Genomic DNA, 26,752 nt, shown 5'->3' with positions numbered 1-26,752 from the left:
AATATCTATTAAACTCTACTCGTCATCTTCAACTAAAGTCATTAGTGATGTATTACCGCCTGAAGCAGTTGTATCAATACTAATGGTCTTTTCTGTTAATAAGCGCTTGATTAGCGTGTCGTAGTACTCAGCACTGATCACTGGCAAGATTGCTCCTTTACGTTGCGCTAGCTGTTGACTGAAGTAGCCTAAGCGTGATGAGCGCGATGCAACAACAGCACCTGCTAAATGAGGGTGCGCCAAAATAGCTTGTAACTGATTCGGTCTAGCTACTTGGAATACCCCTTCAGCAATACCTGTTGAGATAAACTTATCTTTAAAGGCCACCGCTTCGTCATAGAATAACTCCGACGCTACGGTGATCACGGTATTACCTGCAGCAAGTGCGGTGATGATCGAAATAGCCCAGAAGTTAAACGAGGTACTCTTATCGGCATAACATACAACACAGCCACGCGCTTCAAGGTGAAGGGTGTTTGATTCACCTGTTGGCCCCGGCAAAGTAGTAAACTTACGCATGTGCTTTTCAAGGCGATTAAGTTGGGCACGTGCATCGGCAAGTGTTAATGCTAAATCGTCGGCTAACTCGTCAATAATATCGACTGTGGCAACTTTAGCTAATAACTGACGTACCGCTGAAACACGATCGTTCAGTGGGGTTGCGCGCCAAATTTTTTCATCGCGCATTGAGTTTGCCATTAACTTCTCGACTTGCTCAGCAGCACCTGAATAGTGGTGAGTGTCAAGCTCGTCTGGCGTCAAGTTAGTCATTTGCACGTTTTCAGGCGATGCTTTTTCTTTAACTAAACGAGTTAAGTAGTTAGGGCCACCTGCTTTAGGTCCGGTGCCAGATAAACCACGACCACCAAACGGTTGTACGCCAACAATCGCGCCAATCATATTACGGTTAACGTAGACGTTCCCGGCACGCGACATTTTTGCTAAGTATTCACAACGCTCTTCGATGCGTGAATGGATACCCATGGTTAAACCAAACCCAGTGTTATTTATTTGGTCAATCACGTTATCAAGTTCTGTGCCTTTAAAGCGAATGATATGTACACATGGGCCAAATACTTCACGTTTCAGTACAGATAGATCTTTGATTTCATATAAACGTGGCGCAAAGAAATACGCTCCGTTTTCGCTGTTATCTGGAATATCACACTCATAATGCAGTGTTGCGTTGCCTTTTAAGTACTCAACGTGTTCGTTTAAGTTCTTCAAGGCTTTTTCATCAATTACAGGGCCGATATCGGTTGATAGTAATGATGGATCGCCAATGTGTAGCTCTTTTAACGCGCCTTTGATCATTTCAATTACGCTATCTGCGATATCTTCTTGAATGAACAATACACGCAGTGCAGAACAACGTTGACCAGCACTTTGGAAACCAGAGCTGATCACATCGTCAACGACTTGCTCTGGCAGTGCTGTTGAATCTACGATCATACAGTTCTGACCGCCTGTTTCGGCAATCAACGGTACTTGAAGATCATTACGTGCAGCAAGTGTTTGAGAAATGATGGTACCGGTCTCAGTAGAGCCTGTGAACATAACCGCTTGAATGCGTTCATCAGGAACAATGGTTTTTCCTACTTCACTACCACGTGCGATAACAGGCTGTACCACATGCTCTGGTAAACCAACAGATAACATAAGCTCAATAGTACGCAGTGCAATATAGCTAGTTTGTTCAGCTGGCTTTGCAATAACAGTGTTACCAGTTACGATTGCTGCAGCAACTTGACCTAAGAAGATTGCTAGTGGGAAGTTCCATGGGCTGATACATAAAATCACACCACGGGCTTCAAAACGCTCATCTTCACTTAGCTCTTCGGCGCGAGCAGCGTAGTAGCGACAAAAATCAACCGCTTCACGTACTTCGTCAATACCATCTTGTGCTACTTTGCCGGCTTCTTTGATACAGATAGCCACAAGTTCGTCGTGATGACGTTCTAGAATATCAGCAATGCGGCGTAATAGGTTTGCGCGCTCTTTAACTGGCGTTTGTGACCACGACTCAAAGGCGGTTTCTGCATTGCTTAGTAGAGTGAGCATATCATCGCTATTTTGTAGCTTGATATGACCGATAATCTCTTGATGATTGGCAGGGTTTTTAACTGCAATTGAACCTTCAGGAATATCGCTTTCACTAATACGGTGCTCTGCAAACCAGTTATCAAGATTTTCCTTGAATGGCGTGATCACATTGATATCGGTTAAATCCATACCTTTTGAGTTAGCACGTTCAGCGCCGTATAAATCAATTGGCATCTTAATTTGCGTGTTGTACTTGTTACGCAAACCTTGCAGTGTTTCTACCGGATCCGGTAATAACGATTCAACAGGTTTAGTGGTATCAACAATGGCGTTAACAAACGATGAGTTAGCACCGTTTTCAAGTAAACGACGCACTAAATAAGCCAATAAATCTTCGTGCTGACCTACAGGGGCATAAACACGACACTGAATTTTTTCTTCAGTTACGATTTGGTCGAATAATGATTCACCCATACCGTGCAGGCGTTGGAATTCAAAACCTTGGTTATCACCTTTAGCAACTTCTAAAATTGTTGCCGCAGTGTAGGCATTGTGGGTTGCAAACTGTGGATAAAGTACATCACGTGCTTCTAGCATTTTGATAGCACATGCTTTGTAAGATACGTCGGTTGTTGCCTTACGAGTAAATACTGGGAAGTGCTCTAAACCATCTTGTTGTGTGGTTTTGATTTCGGTATCCCAGTAGGCACCTTTAACTAAACGCACCATCATTTTACGACCAACACGGCTGGCAAGCTCAGTTAACCATTCAATCACAAAAATTGCGCGTTTTTGATACGCTTGCACAGCTAAACCAAAACCATGCCAACCAGCTAGGTCATCATCACTAAATACTGCTTCGATTACATCAAGTGAAATATCAAGGCGATCAGCTTCTTCAGCATCAACAGTAAAGCCAATATCGTAGCTTTTAGCTGCCATGGCCAGCTCTTTAAGCTTAGGCACAATTTCGTTCATGACACGTTCTTTATGAGTGAACTCATAACGAGGATGGATCGCAGACAGTTTCACTGAAATACCAGGGCTCTTAATTGGGCCACGGCCATTTGCCGCTTTACCAATAGCATGAATCGCATTCATATAGCTATTAAAGTAACGCTGTGCATCTTTCATGGTGCGAGCGCCTTCGCCAAGCATATCGTATGAATATACATAGCCTTTTTGCTCTTTTTCTGCTGCGCGTTCGATGGCTTCGTTAATTGTACGACCCATAACAAACTGCTTACCCATGATCTTCATGGCAAAGTTTACTGACTTACGAATAACCGGCTCGCCTAAACGACCAATGGTTTTTTTCAGTACACCAAACTGCTGTTCTTTGGTTTTATCAGTGTAGTTAACCATTTTACCGGTCACTAATAGACCCCAAGATGACGCATTAACGAATAGTGAGTCGCTGCTGCCTAAGTGAGAGCTCCAGTCGCCTTTGGCTAACTTATCGCGAATTAGCGTGTCTTGAGTGGCTTTATCTGGCACGCGAAGCAATGCTTCAGCTAAGCACATCAATACCACACCTTCTTCACTAGAGAGTGAGAACTCATTAAGTAGCGCATCAACACCGCTTTGACCATCTTGATCGCGACGAATAGTGTGAACTATCTGGCGAGCACGTTCCCAAGCACGGCTGCGAGCTTTTACGCCTACTTCAGCAAGCGGTAAAATATGATCAATTACAGCATTTTCGTCAATGCGATAAAAGTCACGGATTTTTTGTCTGATTGGACACGTTGTTGTCAAATCGCCGTCAAATAACATAAGCAACCCTCTGGTGTATGGAGTCTTGCAGCTAAAAAATTTCGCTGCCCGATTTTTATGTACGTAATGCGTGCATTCTAATTAAAATCCAGCAGAATATGCTGGTTAAATTTAGCGTTTTACGATAATTTACAGGGCATACTTTAAACTTATCCGCATAAAATTCTGTTATGACAAGTCCGAATAGATTACGCATGCTCGATCGTATCGATTTAGCAATTTTAGACGTTCTGCAAAAAAACGGCAGAATTTCTAATGTTAACCTCGCAAAGCAGGTTAACTTAAGTCCCAGCCCGTGTCTTGATCGAGTAAAACGGCTTGAACAAGAAGGTTATATCGAAGGTTACTTTGCCAAGTTGAGCGAAGCCAAACTTAATCAAAGCTTAGTCGCGCATGTGCAAGTGTCGTTAGTGACGTCAAATACTGCGGTATTTAAAGTGTTCCGTGAACATATTTTAAAAATCAAGCAAGTTGTTGAGTGCGACATGGTTGCTGGTGGCTATGATTACCTATTAAAGATTCGGGTTTCGGATATGGATGAATACCGTCAAGTGCTTGGTGATTTAGTCGATATACCGGGAGTTGGTACGCACCACACTTATATGGTGATCGAAAAAATTAAACAAGACACTGGGCTCAGACTCGATACTTAAATTTAAACTCGCTGCTACCAATACGTAGGCGCGGGTTTACCCCACGCATTAAAAAAGCACCCAAGGGTGCTTTTTTAATATCAAATATAGTGGTTATCGATTAAGCCCAGCCGTCGTAACGTTTACGGCGCGATAATACGATAGTCAAAATAATACCTAAAAATAGACCTATGAAGGCAATTGCTCCGCCATAAGTTAGTAGCTGACGTTTTTCTTTTGCACCGGCTTGTTGTTTTTCAGTGCGTTCAACTTCTAAGGTACTTTTTAATTTAGTAATCTGCTCTGATAGAGCACTATTTTGGTCAGTTAAAGTTTGGCTTTGCTCTTGCAGCTGCGGCAATTCAATTTGTGCTTGACGAAGTTGCTCTTGCATTGATGCCATTTCAGCACTGAGCGTGCGATATTGTTGGTGAATACCAGGAGTTTTAGAAACAAATTTAGCTTCTACCCAGCCTTCTCGTTCTTTATCATCAATAACTTTAACAAAGCCATTTTCTTCAGCAGATAGCTGGGTTAATTTTGTACCAGCATCAACAGAGCCAACAATGCGGTAATTTTTACTCGCGCCAGAGTGCATAAATGTATAAAGATTATCGACTATATAAGCGGTGTTTGCATCGCTAGCTGAATTGCTTTCTTCTGCGTGACTCATAAATGCGGCCGCCGCGAATAGCAAAGCTAATAAAGAATGTTTAAACATCAATCTACCCTGTTAATGTAACCGTCTGTGGGACAGCAATCGTATTATTCATAGTTAAGTATTGAGATAGTATGGATTTAGCGCCCTAATAGCAAGACTGATATTGTAATCATGGCTGCTGTTTCATGATTCAAATAAGCTAAAAAATTTGCAATGTTGAGCAGCTTTGTTTATTTTGAGCTCTTATTTATTTTAAAGGTAATCCTCAAGCCTAATGGATACTGAGATAGAACTGAAGTTTTTGGTGTCAGACGCCGTAATCCCACTGATCCCCGCGTTAATTACTCAATTTGCAAAAACGGTTACTAATAAACCTTCGCGTAGTTTACAAAATGCTTATTTTGACACGCCAAGCCGTGAATTAAGAGCGCTCGATATCGGTTTTCGTACCCGCTGTGCTGATAATCAATGTGAGCAAACTATCAAGCTTGCTGGAGAAGTTATGGGCGGGTTGCATCAACGACCTGAATATAATTTACCGCTGGAAAGTAGCCGACCAAATATAACTGCATTTGATGCCAGTATTTGGCCGCATGGTATGCAAATAAGTGCAATTGCCGCTAATCTTTATCCTATTTTTAGTACTAACTTTATTCGTCGTACTTGGCTTATTGAAACCGACAGTGGCGCTAAAATTGAGGTCGTGTTAGATAAAGGCGAAGTATCTGCATCGGGTTTGATGGAGCCAATTTGTGAGCTTGAAATTGAACTGGTTGAAGGCAGCCGCGATGAATTATTTGCTTTAGCTGATAAGTTAGTGAGTCAAAGTAATATTCGTTTAGGGTTATATTCTAAAGCGGCTCGTGGTTATCGCCTTGCGGATGAAAAACCACTTAAGCCAAGTAAATCAATTGGCTTTGTATCGTTACCTAAATATGCAACACAAGAGCAAGCACTTATAGCCGCAATTGGCTTTGGTATTCGTTTTGTACAAAAACATGAACAGTGTTATTTCGATAAACCGAGTTTAAAAACTCTGAAACGAGTGACCGATGGAATTAGTTTAATCCGTCATACGTTCTGGTTGTTTGACGATATTGTTGATAAAAGCACCACCGAGCTATTACGCACCGAGCTAAAATGGCTATTAAGTGAATTAGCATGGGTTGAAAACGCGATTCAACTAAAAACCTATACATCCAAGCGCCACGCATACTATAAAAAAATCAACAGTGCACCTGAGTTAACGCAAGTTATTAATGACTTAAAAGAGCTACAGCCAAGTATTGATGATATTAATCGGTTGTTTCATAGCGCTCGCTATAACCGCTTATTATTGTCTTTAACCACCTGGCTGGTGGATAAGCAATGGCGTAAAAGTTGGGGACAAGTACAGTTTCAAGCAGCTGAAAAACCAGTCGCTGAGATTGCTAATCGATTATTTGAAAAAGATTGGCAAGACCTTCATCAATTACTTCCAGAACAAAAAACACTGACAGTTAAGGATTACTTGGATTTACGCATGCGTTTAGAAAACAGCTTACTCAGTGGTAACTGTTTAGGTTCGTTATTTGAAAAAGATGAACGCAGTGAGTTTCGTATTCCATGGTTAGATATTTCACACGGCATGTACGAGCTCAGCACGCTTGAGTATCTAAAGCAGTTATGTGCAGGACAAGATGATGAAGAGCTGGCAAAAATTCAAAGCTGGCTTGAAAGAAAGTCTGAATTCTTGGTCGACGCAATGGAACAAAGCCGTTTAGCTTCATATAAAATATCACCTTACTGGCAGTAATCGCCTTTAAGCCAGTACATAGGGAATACACATGGTACGGCGGGTATTATTACTAATGCTGCTCTTTAGTGCTGATGCGATCAGTGATGTTCAGCATTGGCAACTCTGGAAACAGCGTGATGGTGCAAGTGTGTACTACAAAAAACATGACAATGGTATTTTTGAAGTGCAGGCAGAGATCACTGTTGAAGGCGTCACGGCCAATGACTTTATGACATTGCTAAGTGATACTGACAGCGCGCCGTTATGGATTGATAATGTTACCCATGTGAAAGTGTTGGAACGACTAAGCCCCTCAGAAACTATTGTACATACCGAGTTTGACTCGCCGTGGCCGCTCGCTGATCGCGATATGGTGAGTTACTCATGCTACCAACAACTGAACGACACTCAGACGAAGTTAACGATTGCAGCAAAAACAGGGGAGCTTGCAAAGCGCCAAGCTGTGATCCGTATCACTGATCTAAAAGCACATTGGTTATTAACCCAACATAGCAGTGAAGGGCAATCATTGTTAACCATAACATATGAAATATACGCCAATCCTGGTGGTGCAATTCCTTATTGGCTAAGCAATAAAGTGGGATTAAAAAGTGCGATGCATACCTTGCTTGCTCTTAAATTACGCTTAATCAATAAAACCTATCAAACAAATCAGCAAGTAAGCCAAGTTGGCAATTGTATTCATGCCAATAAACAATAGCGTATTAATGCTAACAATCGACATAATCTAGATGGCTAGTTAATTTCTTGTTACTGTTTTTTTATTAAATATTTATTACAAATAATTACAAAAAAAATATTGTTACTGTAACTTAAATCGGTAATATTCCCGCCCTGGGAACATACTACTTTAAGGACAGTATAGTGTTAGCTTCATCACTTGCAGGCTCAAGCCGTTGGTTTTCATTTGTTAACGAAAGTTGGCGCATCGCTACATTATGGCTAGCGGGTGTTTTATTGTTTATGAGCTTTCGGATTTTCTTTTTAGTCTACTTTCATGACCGAATCACTGCACCAATAGATCTTGATGTCATTTTAAACACCTTAGAAACAGGATTTGCTTTTGACTCAGCAGCCAGTGGTGTGTGTTTTAGTATCCCCTTTTTATTAAATTGTATTTTACAGCCGATGCGCTTAGGTCATTGGGTAAGAATGGTGCGTAACTTTACAGGTAAACTCTTTTTTGTAGTCGCTATTTTACTCTGTATAACTAGTATTACGTATATTTCAGAGTACGGCAGTCAATTCAATTATTTTATGTTTGAAGGGTTGCACGATGATCAGCAAGCAATTGCTTTAACCGTGATTGAACAATATCGGCCATGGGGAAGTTTACTGGGGTTATTTACACTGTTAGTGGTTGCATTTAAGTTATGTCATCGCGTTGATAAGCAGTCGAATAGCTTTTTACAGCGCATTTTTACTGACTGTAAATGGAAGCGTACGTTGTTAATTAGCATCATAGTGGTGTTATTTATCTGTGCTATTCGAGGTTCTTTTGAGTCACGTCCGGCTTCACGGAAGTGGTCTGCGGTAACGCCGGACCCATTTATTAATAATTTAGTGATCAATCCATTTCGCAGCTTTTTATATGCCATTAAAGATTACAACGATCTACAAAGTCATGGCGTAGACGGCGAAAATCCATATTTAAATCATAACTCAGTGCTTGATGTTTTACCTTTAAACGCATTGAGTCAATATACTACAGCACCTTTGTTAGCTGCACCGTCACACGTGTTCGTGATTGTTATGGAAAGCTATGATTCTTGGCCGTTACAACAGAAGTATGCTTCGCTTAATTTAACCAATCAGTTAAAAAATCTAGCTAGTAAAGGTATTTACCTAGATAACGTTTTACCTGCAGCTAGCAGTACTATGAATTCGCTATCCAGTATTGTATCTGGGATCCCTTATGCAGGGGTTAATATGAGTTTGATTGGGCCACAAAAACCAAGCAGCAAGTTATCGTTATTTAATCAATTAGAGCATTTAGGGTACACCAGCCAGTTTTTTTATGGTGGTTTATTATCATGGCAGAATGTCGGTGAGTACGTTCTATCTCAAGGTGCTGATAAGGTCTATTCAGCTACCGATGCTGGCGGTAAAGGTAGTGCAGGAGTCTGGGGCATTGATGATGGTCAGTTATTTGATTTAGTGGCAGAAAAAACCACACAGAAAAGTTTTAATGTGATTCTCTCTGGTAGTTATCATGGCCCGTTTAATCTCGATTTAGACAAATATAACTACCCTTATAAGTCGGCTGCAGATTACCCTGCAGAGATAAATAGATTAGAAGGGGAGTTATTAGATCCGTATGTATTAGGGCACTTGTGGTATGCAGATAAAATGCTGGGTGAGTTTGTGGCTAAGATGGAGCAACGCTATCCAGATGCATTATTTGTCATTACAGGGGATCATTATAGTCGTCGTAACTTTCACAAGCGTCCAAATTTATATGAGTTAACCCATGTGCCGATGGTGATTTATGGCAAAGGTGTTAGCGCAGATTTAGTGCCAGCACAACAAGTGGCAAGCCATATGGATATCGCTCCAACATTATTAGATTTAATTGCGCCAGCAAATACTCAGTTTTATAGCATGGGACAATCATTATTTAATGCAGCGCCAGATCGAAGGGTATTTGGTTTTCAAACAATACGTCACAATGAGCAGCTTTGGCGTGGTGATTTATCGGCACTTTATGAGTATTATAGGGTCAATGAGCGGGATAAAACTCAGCTTTTACCGACAACACCACCGCAATTTGTCGAAGTTGATGCGCAGGCAGAGCAAGCATATACCCAGTATATGGCGACAGCCTGGCAGTTATTAACTCAAGGCATGGATTAAGGTAATGTGTTTGGCCCATCACCCGATAAGCAAAAGCTATACGCTAAAGATTATAAAATGACTAAACCAGAAATTAATTTAGTAAACAAACCCAACGGCATAGGGATTGGGCGCATTTTTAAAGCAACCAAGTGCTCAATTAAAGGTTTTAAAGCTGCATTTAAGGAAGAATCGGCCTTTCGCACTGAGCTTGCGCTAGGGCTAGTATTATTGCCGTTATCATTTTGGCTAGCACAATCATTACAGCACTGGGCACTTCTTGTAATCAGCTTTTTGTTATTGTTGATTGTTGAGTTGCTAAACTCAGCAATTGAAGCATTAACAGATCGAGTAGGTGTTGAATACCACGTGCTATCAGGGCGTGCGAAAGATATCGCTTCAGCGGCTGTAACATTAGCACTGATAGTGTTGTTTATTGTATGGGCTGTGGCTGGGTATGAAAAGATACTTACATTGATAGGTTAGGAAGTTAGGTAAAACGTCACTGGCTTTGAGCGACAAGCTTCGAATACACCCAAGCTCCTAGTTATACCAATCGACTTAAATATTTAACCATTCTAGCGAGCTAAATAAAGCGCTAACTGCGTTATAATTTTTTCAAGTAGAACAACTACATGTCAAAATTTACGCCTTGTTATCACTGTATTTATCTGTCGCTATAAATGGTCAGTAACTTAACACGATTGGTATCACTTTCTAGAACCTAGCTTTAATTGCGCGGGGTAAACCCGCGCCTATGTCTGGTAGCAGCGAGTTTACCTCGCGACAATAACCTAGGCATTTACAACAATATAATCAGCAGGCATAAAAAAAGCGCCAATTGGCGCTTTTTCTACATTTACATAAAGGCTGATATTAAAGACCAGCTGCTGCGCGAAGTGCGTCTGCTTTATCTGTGCGTTCCCAAGGGAATTCATCACGACCAAAATGCCCGTAAGCTGCAGTTGGTAGATAAATTGGGCGCTCAAGATCAAGCATTTTAATTAAGCCATATGGACGTAAGTCAAAGTGTTCACGAATCAATTCAATTAAACGTGATTCTTCAAGCTTGCTGGTACCAAATGTTTCAACACTGATTGACGTTGGCTCTGCAACACCGATTGCGTAAGAAACTTGTAGCTCACATTTGTCAGCAAGGCCCGCAGCAACGATGTTTTTAGCAACGTAACGTGCAGCGTACGCAGCTGAACGGTCAACTTTTGATGGATCTTTACCAGAGAATGCACCGCCACCATGACGAGCCATGCCGCCATAGGTATCAACGATAATTTTACGACCAGTAAGACCACAGTCACCCATTGGGCCACCGATTACAAAACGGCCAGTCGGGTTAATGAAAAACTTAGTTGCACTAGTGATAAGCTCAGCAGGAAGTACTGGCTTGATGATTGTTTCCATCACAGCTTCTACTAAATCTTTTTGTGAAATGTCTTCACTGTGTTGAGTAGAAAGTACCACTGCGTCAATACCTACTGGCTTGCCGTTTTCATATGCAAAAGTAACTTGTGATTTTGCATCAGGACGTAACCAGTTAAGCTCGCCGCTTTTACGTACTTGCGCTTGACGCTGCACTAAACGGTGTGAGTAAGTGATTGGTGCAGGCATTAATACTTCAGTTTCGTTACATGCGTAACCAAACATTAGGCCTTGGTCGCCAGCGCCTTGTTCTTCTGGGCTAGTACGGTCAACACCTTGGTTGATGTCAGGAGACTGCTTACCAATCGTGTTTAAAATTGCACACGAGTCTGCATCAAAACCCATATCAGAATGAGTGTAGCCAATTTCACGTACAGTTTTACGTGTGATTTCTTCGATATCAACCCATGCGCTAGTAGTGATTTCACCACCAACCATAACCATACCAGTCTTTACGTAAGTTTCACACGCAACACGGGCATGAGAATCTTGTTCTAAGATGGCATCTAGTACCGCGTCAGAGATTTGGTCCGCGATTTTATCCGGATGACCTTCAGAAACAGATTCAGAAGTAAATAAATGTTTTGCCATTGTCTTTGCTCACAAATATTGCGCTTCACAAACGTCGGTAAGAGCGCTAAAAAATTTAGGGGCGTATTTTATCTAAAACAACGATAGTTGCATAGTTTTTTTACGCCTAGACGTCTAAATAAAATTACTAATAACTTTTTGTTCTTAAAAAAAATTCATAATGCCCAATTTAATCAGGTTTTTAATTGCATACAGCCCCTACAATAAGTAAGAATGGATCTTCAAATGAATACACACAATAACCAGCGCAAATACAGTAAAGGTAGGAGAATCCATGCCGTCTCGCAAAGAACTTGCAAATGCTATTCGCGTCTTATCAATGGACGCAGTACAAAAGGCCAAATCAGGCCACCCTGGAGCCCCTATGGGCATGGCTGATATCGCAGAAGTACTATGGCGCGATTATCTAAACCACAATCCAACAAATCCAGAGTGGGTAGATAGAGATCGATTTATACTTTCCAATGGCCACGGTTCAATGCTTATTTATTCTCTATTGCATTTAAGTGGTTATGATTTACCAATTGAGGAAATTAAAAACTTCCGTCAAATGCATTCAAAAACACCTGGCCATCCAGAATATGGGTATGCGCCAGGTATTGAGACTACTACGGGCCCACTTGGTCAAGGGATCACTAACGCGGTAGGTATGGCGATTGCTGAAAAAGCATTAGCCGCGCAATTTAACCGCGAAGGTCATGATATTGTTGATCACCACACATATACTTTCTTAGGCGATGGTTGCTTAATGGAAGGTATTTCTCATGAAGCATGTTCACTTGCCGGCACATTAGGCCTAGGTAAGCTTGTTGCATTTTGGGATGACAACGGTATTTCAATTGATGGTGAAGTTGAAGGTTGGTTTAGCGACGATACACCTGCACGCTTTAAAGCCTACGGTTGGCATGTAGTAAGTGACGTTGATGGCCATGACTCAGACGCTATCCGCGCAGCCATCGAAGAAGCACGCAGCATCACCGACAAACCAACACTAATTTGTTGTAAAACAGTTATCGGTTATGGTTCACCAAATAAATCAGGTAGCCATGATTGTCACGGCGCACCACTAGGTGAAGACGAAATCAAAGCAGCACGCGAGTTCCTTGGTTGGACTGGTGAAGCATTTGAAATCCCAGCTGATATTTATGCACAATGGGATGGCAAAGAAAAGGGTAAACAACTTGAAGCTAACTGGGATGAAAAATTTGCCGCGTACGCCGCTGCACACCCAGAACTAGCCGCTGAATTTAAACGCCGTACTAGTAGTGAGTTGCCAGCAGATTGGGCTGAAAAATCACAAGCATATATTGAGCAACTAGACGCAAATCCAGCAAACCCAGCATCACGTAAGGCATCGCAAGACGCACTGAATGCATTTGGTCCATTACTGCCTGAATTTATGGGCGGCTCAGCTGATTTAGCCGGTTCTAACCTGACTATTTGGAAAGGCTCTAAAGGCTTAACACGCGATGATGCCAGCGGTAACTACATCTATTACGGTGTGCGTGAGTTTGGGATGTCGGCGATTATGAATGGTATTGCATTGCATAAAGGTTTTATTCCTTACGGCGCAACTTTCCTAATGTTTATGGAATATGCACGTAATGCTGTTCGTATGGCTGCACTTATGAAAGTGCCAAGCATTTTTGTATACACCCACGATTCAATCGGTTTAGGTGAAGATGGTCCAACTCACCAACCAGTAGAGCAAATTGCTAGCATGCGTTTAACGCCAAACTTAGTTAACTGGCGCCCGTGTGACCAAGTTGAGTCTGCGATTGCATGGCAACAAGCGATTGAACGCCAAGATGGTCCAACATCACTTATCTTTACTCGCCAAGGCCTTGAGCAACAAACTCGCTCAGCGCAGCAATTAAGCGACGTGAAAAAAGGTGGTTATGTGCTGAGCTGTGACGGCGAGCCTGAGCTTATCTTAATCGCAACTGGCTCTGAGGTGCAATTAGCACAAGATTCAGCCGCTGAACTGCGTAAGCAAGGTAAAAAAGTACGTGTTGTCTCTATGCCATCGACCGATGTATTTGATGCACAAGACGCTGCTTATAAAGAAAGTGTACTACCAGCTGCAGTTTCACGCCGCGTAGCCGTAGAAGCAGGTATTGCTGACTACTGGTATAAATACGTAGGCCTAAACGGCGCTGTAGTAGGTATGACCACCTTTGGTGAGTCAGCACCAGCTAATGAGCTGTTTGAGCACTTTGGCTTCACGGTAGAAAACATCGTAAACAAAGCAAACGAATTGTTTTAACCTTAAAGGTTAAAATGTAAAAAGCCCGCACTGTGTTAAACGCAGTGCGGGCTTTTTTATACAGAGCTGTAAGCTTTAAGCCGTCAGCTATCAGATGCCCATGAGTATTTTTCACATCACTACACTTGCATGCTATGCGTCCTTAAGGCAATGTGGTCGCAGTTAAATTATAAATCAAAGAACAGGAGTGAGGATGTCTCAGTTTGATAATGTAAGTGTTGTTAAAACAGCGAACGTATATTTTGACGGTAAAGTATCAAGTCGTACCGTAGTTTTTGCTGATGGCAGCACTAAAACGTTAGGTTTTATGCAACCGGGTGAGTTTGAATTTGCTACGAGCAAAAAAGAATTGATGGAATTAAACGGCGGCCAGTGGGATGTATTACTCCCTGGTGAGACGAAATGGCAAACGATGTCAGCAGGGGAGTCTTTTAATGTTGATGCTAACGTTACCTTTCAAGTAAAAGTGACTGACTTTGCTGATTACTGTTGTTCGTATACTTAACATACAAATTAAGTGTCACGCTGAAAGCCCGCCATGCGCGGGCTTTTGCATATTTAATGTGACTAAATTGATCTACATCAGCTGTAATAACAAATAAATTTCATATTTATGCTTTTCTGCCTTGTGTTAATCTAAATAGTCCCCAATACTAGTTATGAGGTAACATAAAAAAGGATACCCTATGAAAATTAATCTTTCTGGTCACCATGTTGACGTTACTGACTCTATTAGAGAGCACATCAACGAAAAATTTTCAAAAATTGCGAGTCATTTTCCATCTCTGATCGCACTAGATATCATTCTTTCAAAAGAGCATCATAAGCTCCAAGCAGAAATCAGTACCATATACGAAGGCGCGCGTTTATCCGTTAAAGGTGAGAACGAAGTTCTTTATCCAGCTATTGCAAACGCGGCTAAAAAACTCGATGCAGCACTAAAGCATCGTAAAGGCCAAATTAAAGCCAATTTACATGAAAAACCGGTGAGCACTACACCTGAAATTGCTCATGAAATTATTCAAGAAATGGACCTACGTTAAATAATAAAGACGCTAGATCTTAGGCAACTAGGATCTAGCGATTTACATCTAAAGGACTAGTCCTCTAAACCTCCGCTTTACTCTTTATTTCTTAATTAAAACGCTGTAACTTGCTTATTATTAACCATAAGTAATAAGTACACAGATGCAGTCAGCAGTATCAATTTGGCAAACTCGTTTAAACGCACTAGGTCCCGGTATTTTAATGGCGACCGCTGCAATTGGTGGCTCACATTTAGTGGCATCAACGCAAGCAGGGGCTATTTTTGGCTGGCAGCTATTTTGGTTAATCCTCGTTGTTAACGTGCTTAAGTATCCGTTTTTCCGCTTTGGTATCGAGTACACGCTAGCCACAAAAAAAAGCTTAGTTGAAGGCTATCAAAGTAAAGGCCCATGGTTTTTTTATAGTTTTATTGGGTTAAATATTATTGCTGCGGTGGTCAATACCGCTGGTGTGCTGCTATTAACGGCCAGTTTATTACACTACGCTTTACCCATTGCTATTTCAGTGACTTTACTGTGTTGGTTGATCCTCGCCGTTTGCTTAGTCATTTTATTACTCGGGCACTTTAAAGCACTCGATAACGTCGCAAAGGCTATTATGGGGCTACTTACACTAGCAACAGTCATTGCCCTAGCTATTGCATTTAGTAACGGCCCAATGGCACCTGCTGATTACGTTGGCCCATCTCCCTATGAACTTGCTATGCTGGGTTTTATGGTGGCATTGATGGGTTGGATGCCTGCACCGATTGAAATCTCAGCATTAAGCTCATTGTGGCTTAAAGAAAAGCAAAGTCAGCAAAGCGTGACTAAGGCTCAGGGGTTGTTTGATTTTAATTTAGGTTATTGGTTAACCGCAGGGCTGGCATTAGTATTCTTTTCACTTGGTGTGCTAGTGCAATATGGGCAAAGCGCGAATATAGAGCTCGGCGGCGTGGCATTTGCTAAACAGCTTATTGATATGTATGCCCTTACCATAGGTGAATGGGCACGACCATTAGTTTCAATTATCGCGTTTTTGTGTATGTTTGGCACAACTTTAACCGTGCTTGATGGCTACGCCCGCACATTAAACGAATCACACAAGTTATTAGGTTTTAAACAAAGTAAGCACAGCTTAAATATCTGGTTGATAGTACAATCTTTGGCGGGGATGGCGGTGATCTTATTCTTTAAATCAGCCCTTGGCCCTATGCTTACTTTTGCCATGACGCTAGCATTTTTGACCACGCCGATTTTTGCATGGCTGAACTTCAGCTTAGTTCGCTCAGTGCCAAGTATTCAGCATTCCAAAGTAATACAAAGCTTGAGCTGGTTAGGACTGATTTATTTAGTTGGCTTTGCGTTGGTGTTTTTGGTTTGGAAGCTTGGTTAACAGCAAAGTAGTTAATTCGAGTTTGCGCGGGGTAAACCCCCGCCTACGTATTGGTAGCAGCGAGTTTACCTCGCGACTGTTTATACATTTACACCGATAAACCTATTTTACCACCGAGGGCAGGAGGCGCTGCGCGCTACACAGAGAAACCAAAGTAAAAAATTACTTATTTCTTCTCTGTGAACTCGGTGTTCTCGGTGGTGAATTAATCACTAAAACCATTTTGCACAAAGAGAAGTGAATGAGAGTAAATGAGAAAAAAACAGGGGCTTCGAGCTGTGGGATAAATACACCTAGCACTTAGTCAGTTTCTAGAACCTAGCCCCTACTTTTATAATTACTTCTCTAAAGCGCAGCGCCTCTTAACCTCTTTGTGAATCAATTCTTTGTACGAATAAAGCTTGTTCTATTTGAAAAAATCATCGTCGTTTTTAGCAAGCATAGCTTCAATATCTTCAATCATATCTTGGCTTAAATCATCTGCAGAGGTAATAGGTGCAGAGATTTTATTGTTTTCAAACGACCATTCGCCTAAATCAATTAACTGACAGCGTTTTGAACAAAAAGGGCGGTGCGGACTTTTTTCTGACCATTCGACTTGGTTTTTACACGTTGGGCAGCTTACAACTGTTGGCATAACATCTTCTCATACATATTGTTTACGATTTATAACTCTAAAACCTAGAAAGCTAGGTTTTAGGATCTTAAAAACTAGTTACTCGGTTTATCTCGGCTAATGAAGTCATACCGGCGGCAGCTTTTCTGAGGCCTGATAAACGCAAGTTATTAAAGCCAGACTTTAACGATACTTCAGCAATTTCTAGTGAATTACCGCCACGCATAATGATTTGCGCTATTTCTGGAGTAATCTGCATTACTTCATAAATACCCACACGACCTTTGTAGCCATCAGTGCAGCTATCGCAGCCTTTGGGTGCAAATAAATTGAGTTCAGTTATTTGTTCAGGGCTAAAACCTTGGCGTTGTAACTCTTCGTCCGGCAAGCTTTCAGGTGCTTTACATTTAGGGCATAAACGGCGAGCTAAGCGCTGTGCGATAATTAAGCTAATCGAGCTGGCAACGTTATAAGCAGGTACACCCATATTAAGTAAACGGGTTAGGGTTTCAGGTGCAGAGTTAGTATGTAAGGTCGATAATACCAAGTGACCAGTTTGCGCCGCTTTAATAGAAATTTCAGCGGTTTCAAGATCACGGATCTCACCTACCATCACCACATCAGGATCTTGACGTAAAAACGCTTTTAGCGCATTAGCAAAGGTCATCTCTGCGCGCGGGTTAATTTGCACTTGGTTGATACCTTCAAGGTTAATTTCAACCGGATCTTCTGCAGTGCTAATATTACGCTCTGGTTGGTTAAGAATATTCAAACCAGTGTAAAGTGATACTGTTTTACCCGAGCCGGTAGGGCCGGTAACTAAAATCATGCCTTGCGGTTGTTGCAGCGCATCCATATAGAGTTTTTTCTGCTCAGGTTCATAACCCAGTACATCAATGCCAAGCATGGCACTGGATGAATCAAGGATACGCATTACGATTTTTTCGCCCCACAAAGTCGGCAGCGTACTTACCCGGAAATCGATACTTTTACGTTCGGTGATTTTAAGTTTGATACGGCCATCTTGTGGTTTGCGTTTTTCGGCAATATCTAAGCGTGCCATTACTTTTATCCGCGCTGATAAACGCGTGGCTAAGCTGTTCGGCGGGCTGGCCATTTCATGTAAAATGCCATCGATACGAAAACGCACGCGGTATTTATGTTCGTAAGGTTCAAAGTGTAAATCCGAGGCGCCTTTTTTAATTGCATCCATCAAAATTTTATTGATGTATACGATAATCGGGGCATCGTCTTTTTCGTCTTCGCCATTGTTTTGTATTTCGCGAGGACCTTCGGTATCTAAATCACTAAATTCTTTAAATTCTTCATCACTTAAATTTAAACTGCCCGACGCATCAAGCAGTTGATCTATTTTGGCTTCAAGCTGGCGATAATCAACAACGACCACCTCACAAGCAAGCCCTGTACTGAATTCAAAGTTTTCAAAAGCACCATAATCAGTAGGATCCGACGCGGCAATGTAGAGTTTACGGCCTTTTTTAACTAAAGGTAGAATATGATGATCTTTGATCAGTTTTTCTTTAACAAGCTCTTTTGGGATCAGCTCGACGTCAAACTCACGTATATCAAAATAAGGCACTCGGAATAAGTCGATACATTGCTCGGCAAGTTCATGACCATCAATACCGCTGCATTTTGCGATCAACTCTGCTGTTGAGCCATACTCACGCTGTTTGAGTTTGACTGTTTCTGCGTCAATACGGCCAAGCGTAATAAACTTTCTAAGTAATGGTGAATTAATATTCATTGCGCACCTTGGTTAGATCCTTTCATAGCCAGCAATTTATCAGAAAAAAGAATGGTATAACATCAGTCTTGTCGATTTAAGGTAATTTGACAACAAAAAGCTAAAAAGTTTTTGTTTATCACAACCGTTATCATCTTTATTAGTTAACTTTAGCCGTTAGTTGTAAGTAGTTTTGATGAAGTTGCATTATATCCTGCTCAACTAAATGCAATGGGCGGTTGTTATCAATCACATCGTCAGCTCGATGGCGTTTATCCTCGCGTGACATTTGTGCGGCGATAATACTGCGTGCTTGCTGCTCAGAGGTGTTATCGCGGGCGATAGTACGCTTGAGTTGTATTTCTACAGGAACGTCAATCACTAAAGTGCGATCACAATATTGCTCAAGACCATTTTCAAATAACAGTGGTGCGACGAGCACCACATATGCGCTGTTTGCAGAGTGTAAATCAGTAAGGATTTTTTCACGGATCAGTGGATGCAGCAAATTATTAAGCCAAGTTTTTTGCGCTGTATCAGCAAAAATAATCTCACGTAATTGCGCCCGGTTTAAACTGCCGTCGGGGTTTAGCACTTGGGCACCAAAATGCTCACTAATAGCAGCTAAACCAGGGCTATGCGGTTTGACTACGTGGCGTGCAATAATGTCAGCATCAACCACGGTAATAGCGAGTTTTTCAAACATGGCACTAACGGCGCTTTTTCCGCAACCAATACCGCCGGTTAAGCCCAGCACCCAATTTTTCATCGGTTTATGAGTGGATGCATTCATATTAATAACCTAACAAATTAAAATAAAATACTTGGATTTGTGTGCCCCATAACAAAGTAACCCAGCCGGCAATGGCTAAATAAGGCCCAAATGGAATTGGCGTGGCTTTATCTTTGCCTTGAATACTCAATAATGCGATACCAATAATAGCGCCCACTACACTCGATAATAAAACAATGGTGAGTAATGATTGCCAGCCAAGCAATGCGCCAAATACCGCCAGTAATTTAAAATCACCATAGCCCATGCCTTCTTTACCGGTGATCAGTTTAAATAGCCAAAATACGCTCCAGAGGCTTAAGTAACCACATGCTGCACCAATAATGGCATCTGTTGGGGAGATAGTGATGCCCATTACCGCAGCAATTAATGCTAACCAGACTAAAGGTAAGGTGAGTTGGTCAGGCAGTAGCATATGATCAATGTCAATAAAGGTCAGGGCGACGAGCACCCAAGTAATTAAAATATACAGTAGTGCCTGCTCAGTCGCGCCAAAGGTGTAGGCCACTATTAAGCTTAAAACCGCAGTAAGCATTTCAACAATTGGGTAACGTACTGAAATAGGGTTACTGCAACTAGCGCAGCGACCTTTTAACAATAACCAGCTAATAACAGGAATGTTTTGCCAAGGCTTAATGGCAGTTTTGCATTTTGGGCAAGTAGAGTTAGGCTTGACCAGATTAAACTCAGCTTCTGTATTATCAGCTTTTGTGGGTTTTAAATCGTCAGCCAGTAAAACACGGCATTCTGTTTGCCATTCACGTTGCATCATTATCGGCAACCGGTAAATAACTACATTCAAAAAACTGCCAATACACAGGCTCACTAAGCCAACAGTGAGTAAGTAAAACCATAATTGGTTTTGCATAACAGTGATTATATCGAGAAAGAAATTTTGCATTCGCTAAAACCTAAAACCTAAAAACTACTAAAAGCCCGCGCTTACGTGTATGTAGCAGCGAGTTTACCTCGTGATTGTTTATACATTTACACCGATAAACTTATTTTACCACCGAGGGCACAAAGGCGCTGCGCGCTACACAGAGAAACCAAAGTAAAAAATCACTTATTTCTTCTCTGTGAACTCGGTGGTGAATTAATCACTGACAGAACTTGAATCTATTGCGCGGGGTAACCCCGCGGCTACGTATTGGTAGCAGCGAGTTTACCTCGCGACTGTTTATACATTTACACAAACAAACCTATTTTACCACCGAGGGCACAAAGGCGCTGCGCGCTACACAGAGAAACCAAAGTAAAAAATCACTTATTTCTTCTCTGTGAACTCTGTGTTCTCGGTGGTGAATTAATCACTGACAGAACTTGAATCTATTGCGCGGGGTAACCCCGCGCCTACGTATTGGTAGCAGCGAGCTTACCTCGCGACTGTTTATACATTTCCACCGATAAACCTATTTTACCACCGAGAGCACAAAGGCGCTGCGCGCTACACAGAGAAACCAAAGTAAAAAATCACTTATTTCTTCTCTGTGAACTCTGTGTTCTCGGTGGTGAATTAATCACTGACAGAACTTTAATCTAATTGCGCGGGGTAAACCCGCACCTACGCATTGGTAGCAGCGAGTTTACCTCGCGACTGTTTATACATTTACACAAACAAACTTATTTTACCACCGAGGGCAGGAGACGCTGCGCGCTATACAGAGAAACCAAAGTAAAAAATCACTTATTTCTTCTCTGTGTTCTCAGTGGTGAATTAATCACTGAAAGAACTTGAATCTATTCGCGGGGTAAACCCGCGCCTACGCATTGGTAGCAGCGAGTTTACCTCGCGACTGTTCATACATTTACACAAACAAACCTATTTTACCACCGAGGGCACAAAGGCGCTGCGCGCTACACTTAGAGACCAAAGTAAAAAATCACTTATTTCTTCTCTGTGAACTCTGTGTTATCGGTGGTGAATTAATCACTGACAGAACTTGAATCTATTGCGTGGGGTAACCCCGCGCCTACGTATTGGTAGCAGCGAGCTTACCTCGCGACTGTTTATACATTTCCACCGATAAACCTATTTTACCACCGAGGGCACAAAGGCGCTGCGCGCTACACAGAGAAACCAAAGTAAAAAATCACTTATTTCTTCTCTGTGGTGAATTAATCACTGACAGAACTTTAATCTATTGCGCGGGGTAAACCCGCGGCTACGTATTGGTAGCAGCGAGTTTACCTCGCGACTGTTCATACATTTACACAAACAAACCTATTTTACCACCGAGGGCACAAAGGCGCTTCGCGCTACACAGAGAAACCAAAGTAAAAAATCACTTATTTCTTCTCTGTGTTCTCGGTGGTGAATTAATCACTGATAGAACTTGAATCTAATTGCGCGGGGTAACCCCGCGCCTACGCATTGGTAGCAGCGAGTTTATCTCGCGACAATGAGATTATTTTCGCGGTGGCAAGCCTCTCGCCTACAAGTAATGTCCACAATCAAAAACCTTTCTGCACAAAGAGCAGTGAATGAGAGTAAATGAGAAAAGCGCCAAGGGCTTCGAATACACCCTAGCCACTTCTTAGCACCTATTTTTACAATTACTTCTCTAAAGCGCAGCGTCTCTTAATCTCTGTGGTGAATAAATCACTTAAATAAAAAAGATGTTGCATTGCTTAATATAAATTAGGAGCATTCTTGCTTACAGCTTACAGCTTACAGCTTACAGCTTTTATATAACTGCACCAAGTTGGAAAATAGGTAAGTACATGGCAATAATTAAACCGCCAACCAGTACGCCGAGTACCGCCATAATAAGCGGCTCTAATAAGCTCGATAGGCCATCTACTGCATCATCAACTTCTTGCTCATAAATAGTGGCGACTTTTGCCAGCATACCATCTAAAGAGCCTGACTCTTCACCTATGGCTACCATTTGTATCACCATATCGGGGAATATTTTTGAATTACGCATAGCCCAGTTCATTTGATTACCTGAGCTTACCTCGGCTTTAATATCTAAAATAGCATAACGGTAAACCGCGTTACCTGAAGCGCCAGCAGCTGAGTCCAGTGCATCAACCAGTGGTACACCGGCCGCAAAAGTGGTCGAAAGCGTACGGGCATAACGTGCCACTGCAGCTTTGTTTAAAATCATACCAATTACCGGCATTTTTAAAATAGCGCGATCGGTGGCATCGCGTAGTTTTTTACTTTTTAGTAGTGCTTCTTTATAAGCGTAACCAAAACCAAAGAGCGCAATCAATATAATCCACCAGTATTCTTGCATAAACTCAGAGATGGCAATGACCATTAAAGTAAATGCAGGGAGTTCTGCACCAAAACCAGCAAAAATATCTTGAAATTGTGGCACTACAAAAATAAGCAGGATTGAGGTTACGATTAAAGCCACTACTAATACAGCAATAGGGTAGAACATGGCTTTTTTAATTTTTGATTTCAGTGCTTCTGACTTTTCTTTATAAAGGGCAACGCGGTCGAATATTTTATCCAGCGCGCCAGATTGTTCACCAGAGGCAACTAAATCACAATATAAGTCATCAAAATAACGAGGGTGTTTACGCAGTGCGTTAGATAAAGTGCCACCGGCTTTGACTTCATCGCCAATAGTTGCCATCAGTTTGCCAACACTTTTATTAGTGGCACCAGTGCCAATCATTTCGATTGATTGAATAAGTGGTACGCCCGCCATTAGCATAGTGGCAATTTGCCGCGTAACTAAAGCAATATCTTTTGCTGTGATTTTCTGCATACGTGCGCCAAATAGAGGTTTGGCTTTACGTTTAACTTTTGATGGCGTGATGCCTTGTTTACGTAATTGAGCTTTGACTAAAGCTATACTCATCCCATTCATTTCACCTTCTAAACGTTTCCCTCGGGCGCTTACACCAACCCATTCGAAGGTATCTTGTCCTTTTTTATCTGTTTCTTTAGCCATTACTTTATTCCGAATTACGTTTAGGAAATAAAAAATTATTATACTCTATAGTAGCCAGCTTTAACTGCTTAAACAATTGATTCGATAAACTTAAGCTGATTAAATAGGCAAAATTCAATTTGCTTCTTTTTTGGGGGATAGAAAAGTAAAAATGAACGCTATTTATCTAAAAAAACTAAAATGGTCTGGTTTGCATTTTTTTCTCGGGTTACTTGTATTATCGATTGCTGGTTTTTATATTTATTCTCAGTGGTTTTATGCAGGTAGACATTACTTAACAGACTTAGCTGGACTTGCCGGAATCATTCTATCAATTGATTTAATTCTCGGGCCGGTGCTTTGTTTTTGGTTATTATCGCCAATAAAAACAAGAAAAGAAAATATCACTAACCTGATACTTATTGTATTTCTACAATTAACTTCTTTGGGTTATGGAGTAAAGCAAATTGACAGTCAGCGCTTAGCTTATATTGTGAAATGGCAAACATCATATTTTGCAATACCAAAAGGGGATGCTAGAGGTGAGTATACATTCGAGGGTTTTTATTCGTTTAATGAACCAGCTGTTGGCACTAAAAACCGCCCATTGTACGACAAGTTAATTGGCCAATCGATTCCACCAATAGAAATGAATGAGTTTTTTCAATCAACAGATTTTACAACTGAGTGTAAAACAATATGTGGAGTAATCACCAAGAATGGCATTGTTAATATTACAAAAATAAACGGTGTACTTACCTTTAACAAGTCCCTTCACTAATGCATGTACTTGCTGAAGATAACTCCCATTGGAGTTGATTTGCATTTATACTCGCAACCATGATGTAAGTATCACCAGTAGTTGATAGTGAAGCTTCACTGCTTGCAGTGGAGGTTATTTTATAGCTACCTGCTGTGTTAGAAATCTCAATATTAGCAATAAGCTTAGGGGCAAGGAAATCTGATTTACTGGCACCTATCTTACTGAAAGAGTCACAATTATTAAGCGTCTCTCTAGTATAAAAACAAACTTCAATGGCTCGTTGTAGGGCATTACTAGCTAGTACCACTTCGGTAAATTTGGCGCGTTTATAGTGGTTGTTGTAGGCAGGAAGAGCTAATGATACCAGAATCCCCATAATGGCGATGGTAATCATTAGCTCGATTAATGAGAAGCCTGATGTTTTTCTCATTACTTTAATAATTACCTAACAAAGACCTGCAGCAATACATGTTCCTGTTTGATCCCAAGTTAAAGTACCGTTAGCGGCAGTAGGTGTCAATATGTAAGTGGCGCTATCAACTGAAGCTGCACCTGTAGCTGTAACTACACCATCATCACCTATTGCAACACTAGTTACATGATCACCCGCAGCTGCACCTGTGGCATTAAGACCAATTAGAGCAGCTGTTTCACAGTTAGCTAAAACACCAGCACCACGTGTTTGGAAACATACATCTACAAGACCTTTAGCAGAAGAGGCCGCTAGTACAACTTCAGAAAAACGTGCCTTTTTAGTATATGTTTGGTATTGCGGTAATGCGATGGCAGCAAGAATACCGATGATTGCGATAACAATCATTAATTCAATTAGGGTAAAACCCTTTTGACTTTGTTGTGTCATTTTTTCCATGTTCCTCTCCTAAAGGATAGTGTTTTTTGTAAGCTAAATAAATTATGTTAGTAAAGTGTGTAATCACGTTAGCTATTGTAACTGCTTTATCTTACGGTTTTTTTAAAATCGTTAAATTACTAATACCTAACCCAGTGCCTAGCTAAATACTGCTGGTTAGGTTTTAGCAACTATTAAAATTACTCTGTTAGATCTACTTTAGCACTAAAACAGCTGATTGAAAGCGGCTTTAACTGCATTTCATCGAATTTTAAAAACTTTCTTCACCCACTACTTGGTATTAATGTTGTTTATTTAACTCACAGCTTTCATCAAAGTAGCCGTGCGGTGTAAAACAATACCTGAAAGTAGTTCTTTAGAATTGGTTGAAAGTTAATTCATTCATTCTAGAAGCTTACATTAGCACTATTTCGTATTATATAAAGCACTAAAATTAACATTTTGTTACAGTGTAAGCCTTTCGGCGTATTTAATGCTTTTTTAATCAGTTTGTCAACGCATTAGGGAAACATAATATTTGTTATTTAGTTTGATTATTACTCAAAGCGCATTGATAAATCGATTGACTGTAAATTTTTTGTAAGTGCCCCGCTGGATATAAAATCAACCCCAGCCTGTGAGTAGGTGCGCAGTGTTTCTAGGGTCATATTACCCGATACTTCTAATTTAGCGCGCTTATCGGTCAGTACCACTGCTTGTTGAATTTGCTCAACGCTAAAGTTATCCAGCATTATAATATCAGCACCGGCTGTAATGGCTTGATCTAGCTCAATAAGTGATTCGACTTCTACTTCTACTGGTTTAGTTGGATGATTAAGTTTTGCTTGCGCTACGGCTTTATCGATGCCACCGCAGGCGGCAATGTGGTTTTCTTTAATTAAAAACGCATCAAATAAGCCAATGCGATGATTTGCGCCACCGCCACATTTGACCGCGTACTTTTGTAATGCACGTAGGCCCGGAATAGTTTTACGGGTATCGAGTAGTTGGGTGTTGGTGCCACTGAGCTCTTTTACATAATGCGCTGTGGTGGTTGCTGTACCTGACAAGGTTTGTACAAAATTAAGTGCGGTACGTTCGGCTGTTAAAATAGCGCGGGCAGAACCTATTGCTGTAAATAAGGTATCGTTAGCTTTAACTGTATCACCATCATTTACCAATACATTAACTGCTACACTCGGATCAACTTGTTTGAATACTTCTAAGATAATGTCTTTTCCGCAAAACACGCAATCTTCACGGGTGATCACTTTGGCATTAGCGTGCTGCGCCGCTGGAATTAATTGCGCGGTGATGTCGCCTTGTTCGGCTGTTTGGTAATTTAAATCTTCATCAAGGGCAAGTTTAACCAATTGGCTTAAAAGGCTGTGTGGGATAGACATTATAAAAGCTCATTATAATTAAGAAATTGCGCAAATTTTACATGGTTTGAAAGTGAAAGAGAAGGCTGAAGCTATAAGTTTGATTAGGTTCTAGAGAGTGAGGTTCTAGGTTTTAGGAAGTGACTAGGTGCTAGGGTGTATTCGAAGCTCGTCGCTCGAAGCCCGTGGCATTTGTTCTTCTCATTCACTTCTCTTTGTGCAAAAGTCTTTTAGTGATTTATTCACCACAG

The 26,752-nt window shown here is 41.2% G+C and carries 21 protein-coding genes; 10 read left to right on the top strand and 11 right to left on the bottom strand.

Annotated features, from left to right (window positions below; genetic code table 11):
• Positions 1–15: 15 nt before the first annotated feature.
• Complete coding sequence (putA, locus tag H5180_RS13795) at positions 16–3,819, bottom strand: bifunctional proline dehydrogenase/L-glutamate gamma-semialdehyde dehydrogenase PutA (RefSeq protein ID WP_182758403.1); 3,804 nt, start codon at positions 3,817–3,819, stop codon at positions 16–18.
• Between the two features lie 170 nt (positions 3,820–3,989).
• On the opposite strand from putA, the gene H5180_RS13790 reads away from it, so the two are divergent.
• Positions 3,990–4,472 (top strand): winged helix-turn-helix transcriptional regulator, encoded by a 483-nt coding sequence (locus tag H5180_RS13790; protein ID WP_145235173.1) that lies wholly within the window; start codon positions 3,990–3,992, stop codon positions 4,470–4,472.
• Positions 4,473–4,572: 100 nt separating this feature from the next.
• Here H5180_RS13790 and H5180_RS13785 read toward each other — a convergent pair whose 3' ends face one another.
• Entirely contained in the window at positions 4,573–5,172 is a 600-nt protein-coding gene (locus H5180_RS13785; RefSeq protein ID WP_145235175.1) for a TIGR04211 family SH3 domain-containing protein, read from the bottom strand.
• A 214-nt stretch (positions 5,173–5,386) separates the two neighbouring features.
• Between H5180_RS13785 and H5180_RS13780 the strand changes: the two genes are divergently transcribed.
• From H5180_RS13780 to H5180_RS13765, 4 genes are all read left to right on the top strand, one after another.
• Complete coding sequence (locus H5180_RS13780; protein WP_149981355.1) at positions 5,387–6,907, top strand: CYTH and CHAD domain-containing protein; 1,521 nt, start codon at positions 5,387–5,389, stop codon at positions 6,905–6,907.
• A 31-nt stretch (positions 6,908–6,938) separates the two neighbouring features.
• Entirely contained in the window at positions 6,939–7,610 is a 672-nt protein-coding gene (locus H5180_RS13775; RefSeq protein ID WP_259399575.1) for an START domain-containing protein, read from the top strand.
• 164 nt (positions 7,611–7,774) lie between these two features.
• The gene (locus H5180_RS13770; protein ID WP_145235179.1) at positions 7,775–9,763 is read left to right on the top strand and encodes an LTA synthase family protein; all 1,989 of its coding nucleotides are present in this window, start codon (positions 7,775–7,777) and stop codon (positions 9,761–9,763) included.
• Positions 9,764–9,820: 57 nt separating this feature from the next.
• The gene (locus H5180_RS13765; RefSeq protein WP_182731772.1) at positions 9,821–10,228 is read left to right on the top strand and encodes a diacylglycerol kinase; all 408 of its coding nucleotides are present in this window, start codon (positions 9,821–9,823) and stop codon (positions 10,226–10,228) included.
• Positions 10,229–10,618: 390 nt separating this feature from the next.
• On the opposite strand, the gene metK is transcribed toward H5180_RS13765, so the two are convergent.
• The gene (gene metK / locus H5180_RS13760; protein WP_149981353.1) at positions 10,619–11,770 is read right to left on the bottom strand and encodes a methionine adenosyltransferase; all 1,152 of its coding nucleotides are present in this window, start codon (positions 11,768–11,770) and stop codon (positions 10,619–10,621) included.
• 274 nt (positions 11,771–12,044) lie between these two features.
• On the opposite strand from metK, the gene tkt reads away from it, so the two are divergent.
• From tkt to H5180_RS13740, 4 genes are all read left to right on the top strand, one after another.
• Complete coding sequence (tkt, locus tag H5180_RS13755) at positions 12,045–14,036, top strand: transketolase (protein ID WP_182758402.1); 1,992 nt, start codon at positions 12,045–12,047, stop codon at positions 14,034–14,036.
• 193 nt (positions 14,037–14,229) lie between these two features.
• Positions 14,230–14,541: a pyrimidine/purine nucleoside phosphorylase gene (locus tag H5180_RS13750; RefSeq protein WP_145235187.1), complete on the top strand. Its 312-nt coding sequence runs from the start codon at positions 14,230–14,232 to the stop codon at positions 14,539–14,541.
• 181 nt (positions 14,542–14,722) lie between these two features.
• On the top strand, positions 14,723–15,079 hold the full coding sequence (hpf, locus tag H5180_RS13745) for a ribosome hibernation-promoting factor, HPF/YfiA family (RefSeq protein WP_145235189.1): 357 nt from the start codon (positions 14,723–14,725) through the stop codon (positions 15,077–15,079).
• 205 nt (positions 15,080–15,284) lie between these two features.
• A complete protein-coding gene (locus H5180_RS13740) occupies positions 15,285–16,457 on the top strand; it encodes an NRAMP family divalent metal transporter (RefSeq protein ID WP_145235524.1) in 1,173 nt (390 codons plus the stop codon).
• Positions 16,458–16,863: 406 nt separating this feature from the next.
• Here the strand turns inward: H5180_RS13740 and yacG are convergent, their stop codons facing one another.
• The 5 genes from yacG to H5180_RS13715 all read right to left on the bottom strand — a co-directional run bounded on the left by yacG (position 16,864) and on the right by H5180_RS13715 (position 23,527).
• A complete protein-coding gene (gene yacG, locus H5180_RS13735; RefSeq protein WP_182735849.1) occupies positions 16,864–17,094 on the bottom strand; it encodes a DNA gyrase inhibitor YacG in 231 nt (76 codons plus the stop codon).
• A 67-nt stretch (positions 17,095–17,161) separates the two neighbouring features.
• Positions 17,162–18,841 carry a type IV-A pilus assembly ATPase PilB gene (gene pilB, locus H5180_RS13730; protein WP_182758401.1) on the bottom strand — a complete coding sequence of 560 codons (1,680 nt, stop codon included), beginning with the start codon at positions 18,839–18,841 and terminating at the stop codon, positions 17,162–17,164.
• A gap of 139 nt (positions 18,842–18,980) precedes the next feature.
• Positions 18,981–19,613 (bottom strand): dephospho-CoA kinase, encoded by a 633-nt coding sequence (coaE, locus tag H5180_RS13725; protein ID WP_182758400.1) that lies wholly within the window; start codon positions 19,611–19,613, stop codon positions 18,981–18,983.
• Between the two features lies 1 nt (position 19,614).
• On the bottom strand, positions 19,615–20,514 hold the full coding sequence (locus H5180_RS13720) for an A24 family peptidase (protein WP_274804052.1): 900 nt from the start codon (positions 20,512–20,514) through the stop codon (positions 19,615–19,617).
• A 1,786-nt stretch (positions 20,515–22,300) separates the two neighbouring features.
• Positions 22,301–23,527 carry a type II secretion system F family protein gene (locus tag H5180_RS13715; RefSeq protein WP_182758399.1) on the bottom strand — a complete coding sequence of 409 codons (1,227 nt, stop codon included), beginning with the start codon at positions 23,525–23,527 and terminating at the stop codon, positions 22,301–22,303.
• A 151-nt stretch (positions 23,528–23,678) separates the two neighbouring features.
• On the opposite strand from H5180_RS13715, the gene H5180_RS13710 reads away from it, so the two are divergent.
• On the top strand, positions 23,679–24,287 hold the full coding sequence (locus tag H5180_RS13710; RefSeq protein ID WP_182758398.1) for a fimbrial assembly protein: 609 nt from the start codon (positions 23,679–23,681) through the stop codon (positions 24,285–24,287).
• Here the strand turns inward: H5180_RS13710 and H5180_RS13705 are convergent.
• From H5180_RS13705 to nadC, 3 genes are all read right to left on the bottom strand, one after another.
• Positions 24,268–24,699, bottom strand: coding sequence for a prepilin-type N-terminal cleavage/methylation domain-containing protein (locus tag H5180_RS13705; protein WP_182758397.1), 432 nt, complete (start codon positions 24,697–24,699; stop codon positions 24,268–24,270). The genes H5180_RS13710 and H5180_RS13705 overlap by 20 nt on opposite strands.
• A gap of 15 nt (positions 24,700–24,714) precedes the next feature.
• On the bottom strand, positions 24,715–25,140 hold the full coding sequence (locus H5180_RS13700; RefSeq protein ID WP_182758396.1) for a prepilin-type N-terminal cleavage/methylation domain-containing protein: 426 nt from the start codon (positions 25,138–25,140) through the stop codon (positions 24,715–24,717).
• Positions 25,141–25,676: 536 nt separating this feature from the next.
• The gene (gene nadC / locus H5180_RS13695; protein ID WP_145235208.1) at positions 25,677–26,522 is read right to left on the bottom strand and encodes a carboxylating nicotinate-nucleotide diphosphorylase; all 846 of its coding nucleotides are present in this window, start codon (positions 26,520–26,522) and stop codon (positions 25,677–25,679) included.
• Positions 26,523–26,752: the final 230 nt, after the last annotated feature.

The organism is Pseudoalteromonas sp. SR41-4 (genome assembly GCF_014163985.1).
GTDB classification, from domain to species: Bacteria; Pseudomonadota; Gammaproteobacteria; order Enterobacterales; family Alteromonadaceae; genus Pseudoalteromonas; species Pseudoalteromonas rhizosphaerae.
The sequence above is the reverse complement of the archived record's forward strand: the minus strand, read 5'-3'. Positions and strand labels throughout refer to the sequence as shown.

Excerpts from the sequence above, each read along its gene's own strand:
- putA (WP_182758403.1), bottom strand. The coding sequence starts at position 3,819 with ATGTTATTTGACGGCGATTTGACAACAACGTGTCCAATCAGACAAAAA.
- H5180_RS13790 (WP_145235173.1), top strand. The coding sequence starts at position 3,990 with ATGACAAGTCCGAATAGATTACGCATGCTCGATCGTATCGATTTAGCA.
- H5180_RS13785 (WP_145235175.1), bottom strand. The coding sequence starts at position 5,172 with ATGTTTAAACATTCTTTATTAGCTTTGCTATTCGCGGCGGCCGCATTT.
- H5180_RS13780 (WP_149981355.1), top strand. The coding sequence starts at position 5,387 with ATGGATACTGAGATAGAACTGAAGTTTTTGGTGTCAGACGCCGTAATC.
- H5180_RS13775 (WP_259399575.1), top strand. The coding sequence starts at position 6,939 with ATGGTACGGCGGGTATTATTACTAATGCTGCTCTTTAGTGCTGATGCG.
- H5180_RS13765 (WP_182731772.1), top strand. The coding sequence starts at position 9,821 with ATGACTAAACCAGAAATTAATTTAGTAAACAAACCCAACGGCATAGGG.
- metK (WP_149981353.1), bottom strand. The coding sequence starts at position 11,770 with ATGGCAAAACATTTATTTACTTCTGAATCTGTTTCTGAAGGTCATCCG.
- tkt (WP_182758402.1), top strand. The coding sequence starts at position 12,045 with ATGCCGTCTCGCAAAGAACTTGCAAATGCTATTCGCGTCTTATCAATG.
- H5180_RS13750 (WP_145235187.1), top strand. The coding sequence starts at position 14,230 with ATGTCTCAGTTTGATAATGTAAGTGTTGTTAAAACAGCGAACGTATAT.
- hpf (WP_145235189.1), top strand. The coding sequence starts at position 14,723 with ATGAAAATTAATCTTTCTGGTCACCATGTTGACGTTACTGACTCTATT.
- H5180_RS13740 (WP_145235524.1), top strand. The coding sequence starts at position 15,285 with ATGGCGACCGCTGCAATTGGTGGCTCACATTTAGTGGCATCAACGCAA.
- yacG (WP_182735849.1), bottom strand. The coding sequence starts at position 17,094 with ATGCCAACAGTTGTAAGCTGCCCAACGTGTAAAAACCAAGTCGAATGG.
- pilB (WP_182758401.1), bottom strand. The coding sequence starts at position 18,841 with ATGAATATTAATTCACCATTACTTAGAAAGTTTATTACGCTTGGCCGT.
- coaE (WP_182758400.1), bottom strand. The coding sequence starts at position 19,613 with ATGAATGCATCCACTCATAAACCGATGAAAAATTGGGTGCTGGGCTTA.
- H5180_RS13720 (WP_274804052.1), bottom strand. The coding sequence starts at position 20,514 with ATGCAAAATTTCTTTCTCGATATAATCACTGTTATGCAAAACCAATTA.
- H5180_RS13715 (WP_182758399.1), bottom strand. The coding sequence starts at position 23,527 with ATGGCTAAAGAAACAGATAAAAAAGGACAAGATACCTTCGAATGGGTT.
- H5180_RS13710 (WP_182758398.1), top strand. The coding sequence starts at position 23,679 with ATGAACGCTATTTATCTAAAAAAACTAAAATGGTCTGGTTTGCATTTT.
- H5180_RS13705 (WP_182758397.1), bottom strand. The coding sequence starts at position 24,699 with ATGAGAAAAACATCAGGCTTCTCATTAATCGAGCTAATGATTACCATC.
- H5180_RS13700 (WP_182758396.1), bottom strand. The coding sequence starts at position 25,140 with ATGGAAAAAATGACACAACAAAGTCAAAAGGGTTTTACCCTAATTGAA.
- nadC (WP_145235208.1), bottom strand. The coding sequence starts at position 26,522 with ATGTCTATCCCACACAGCCTTTTAAGCCAATTGGTTAAACTTGCCCTT.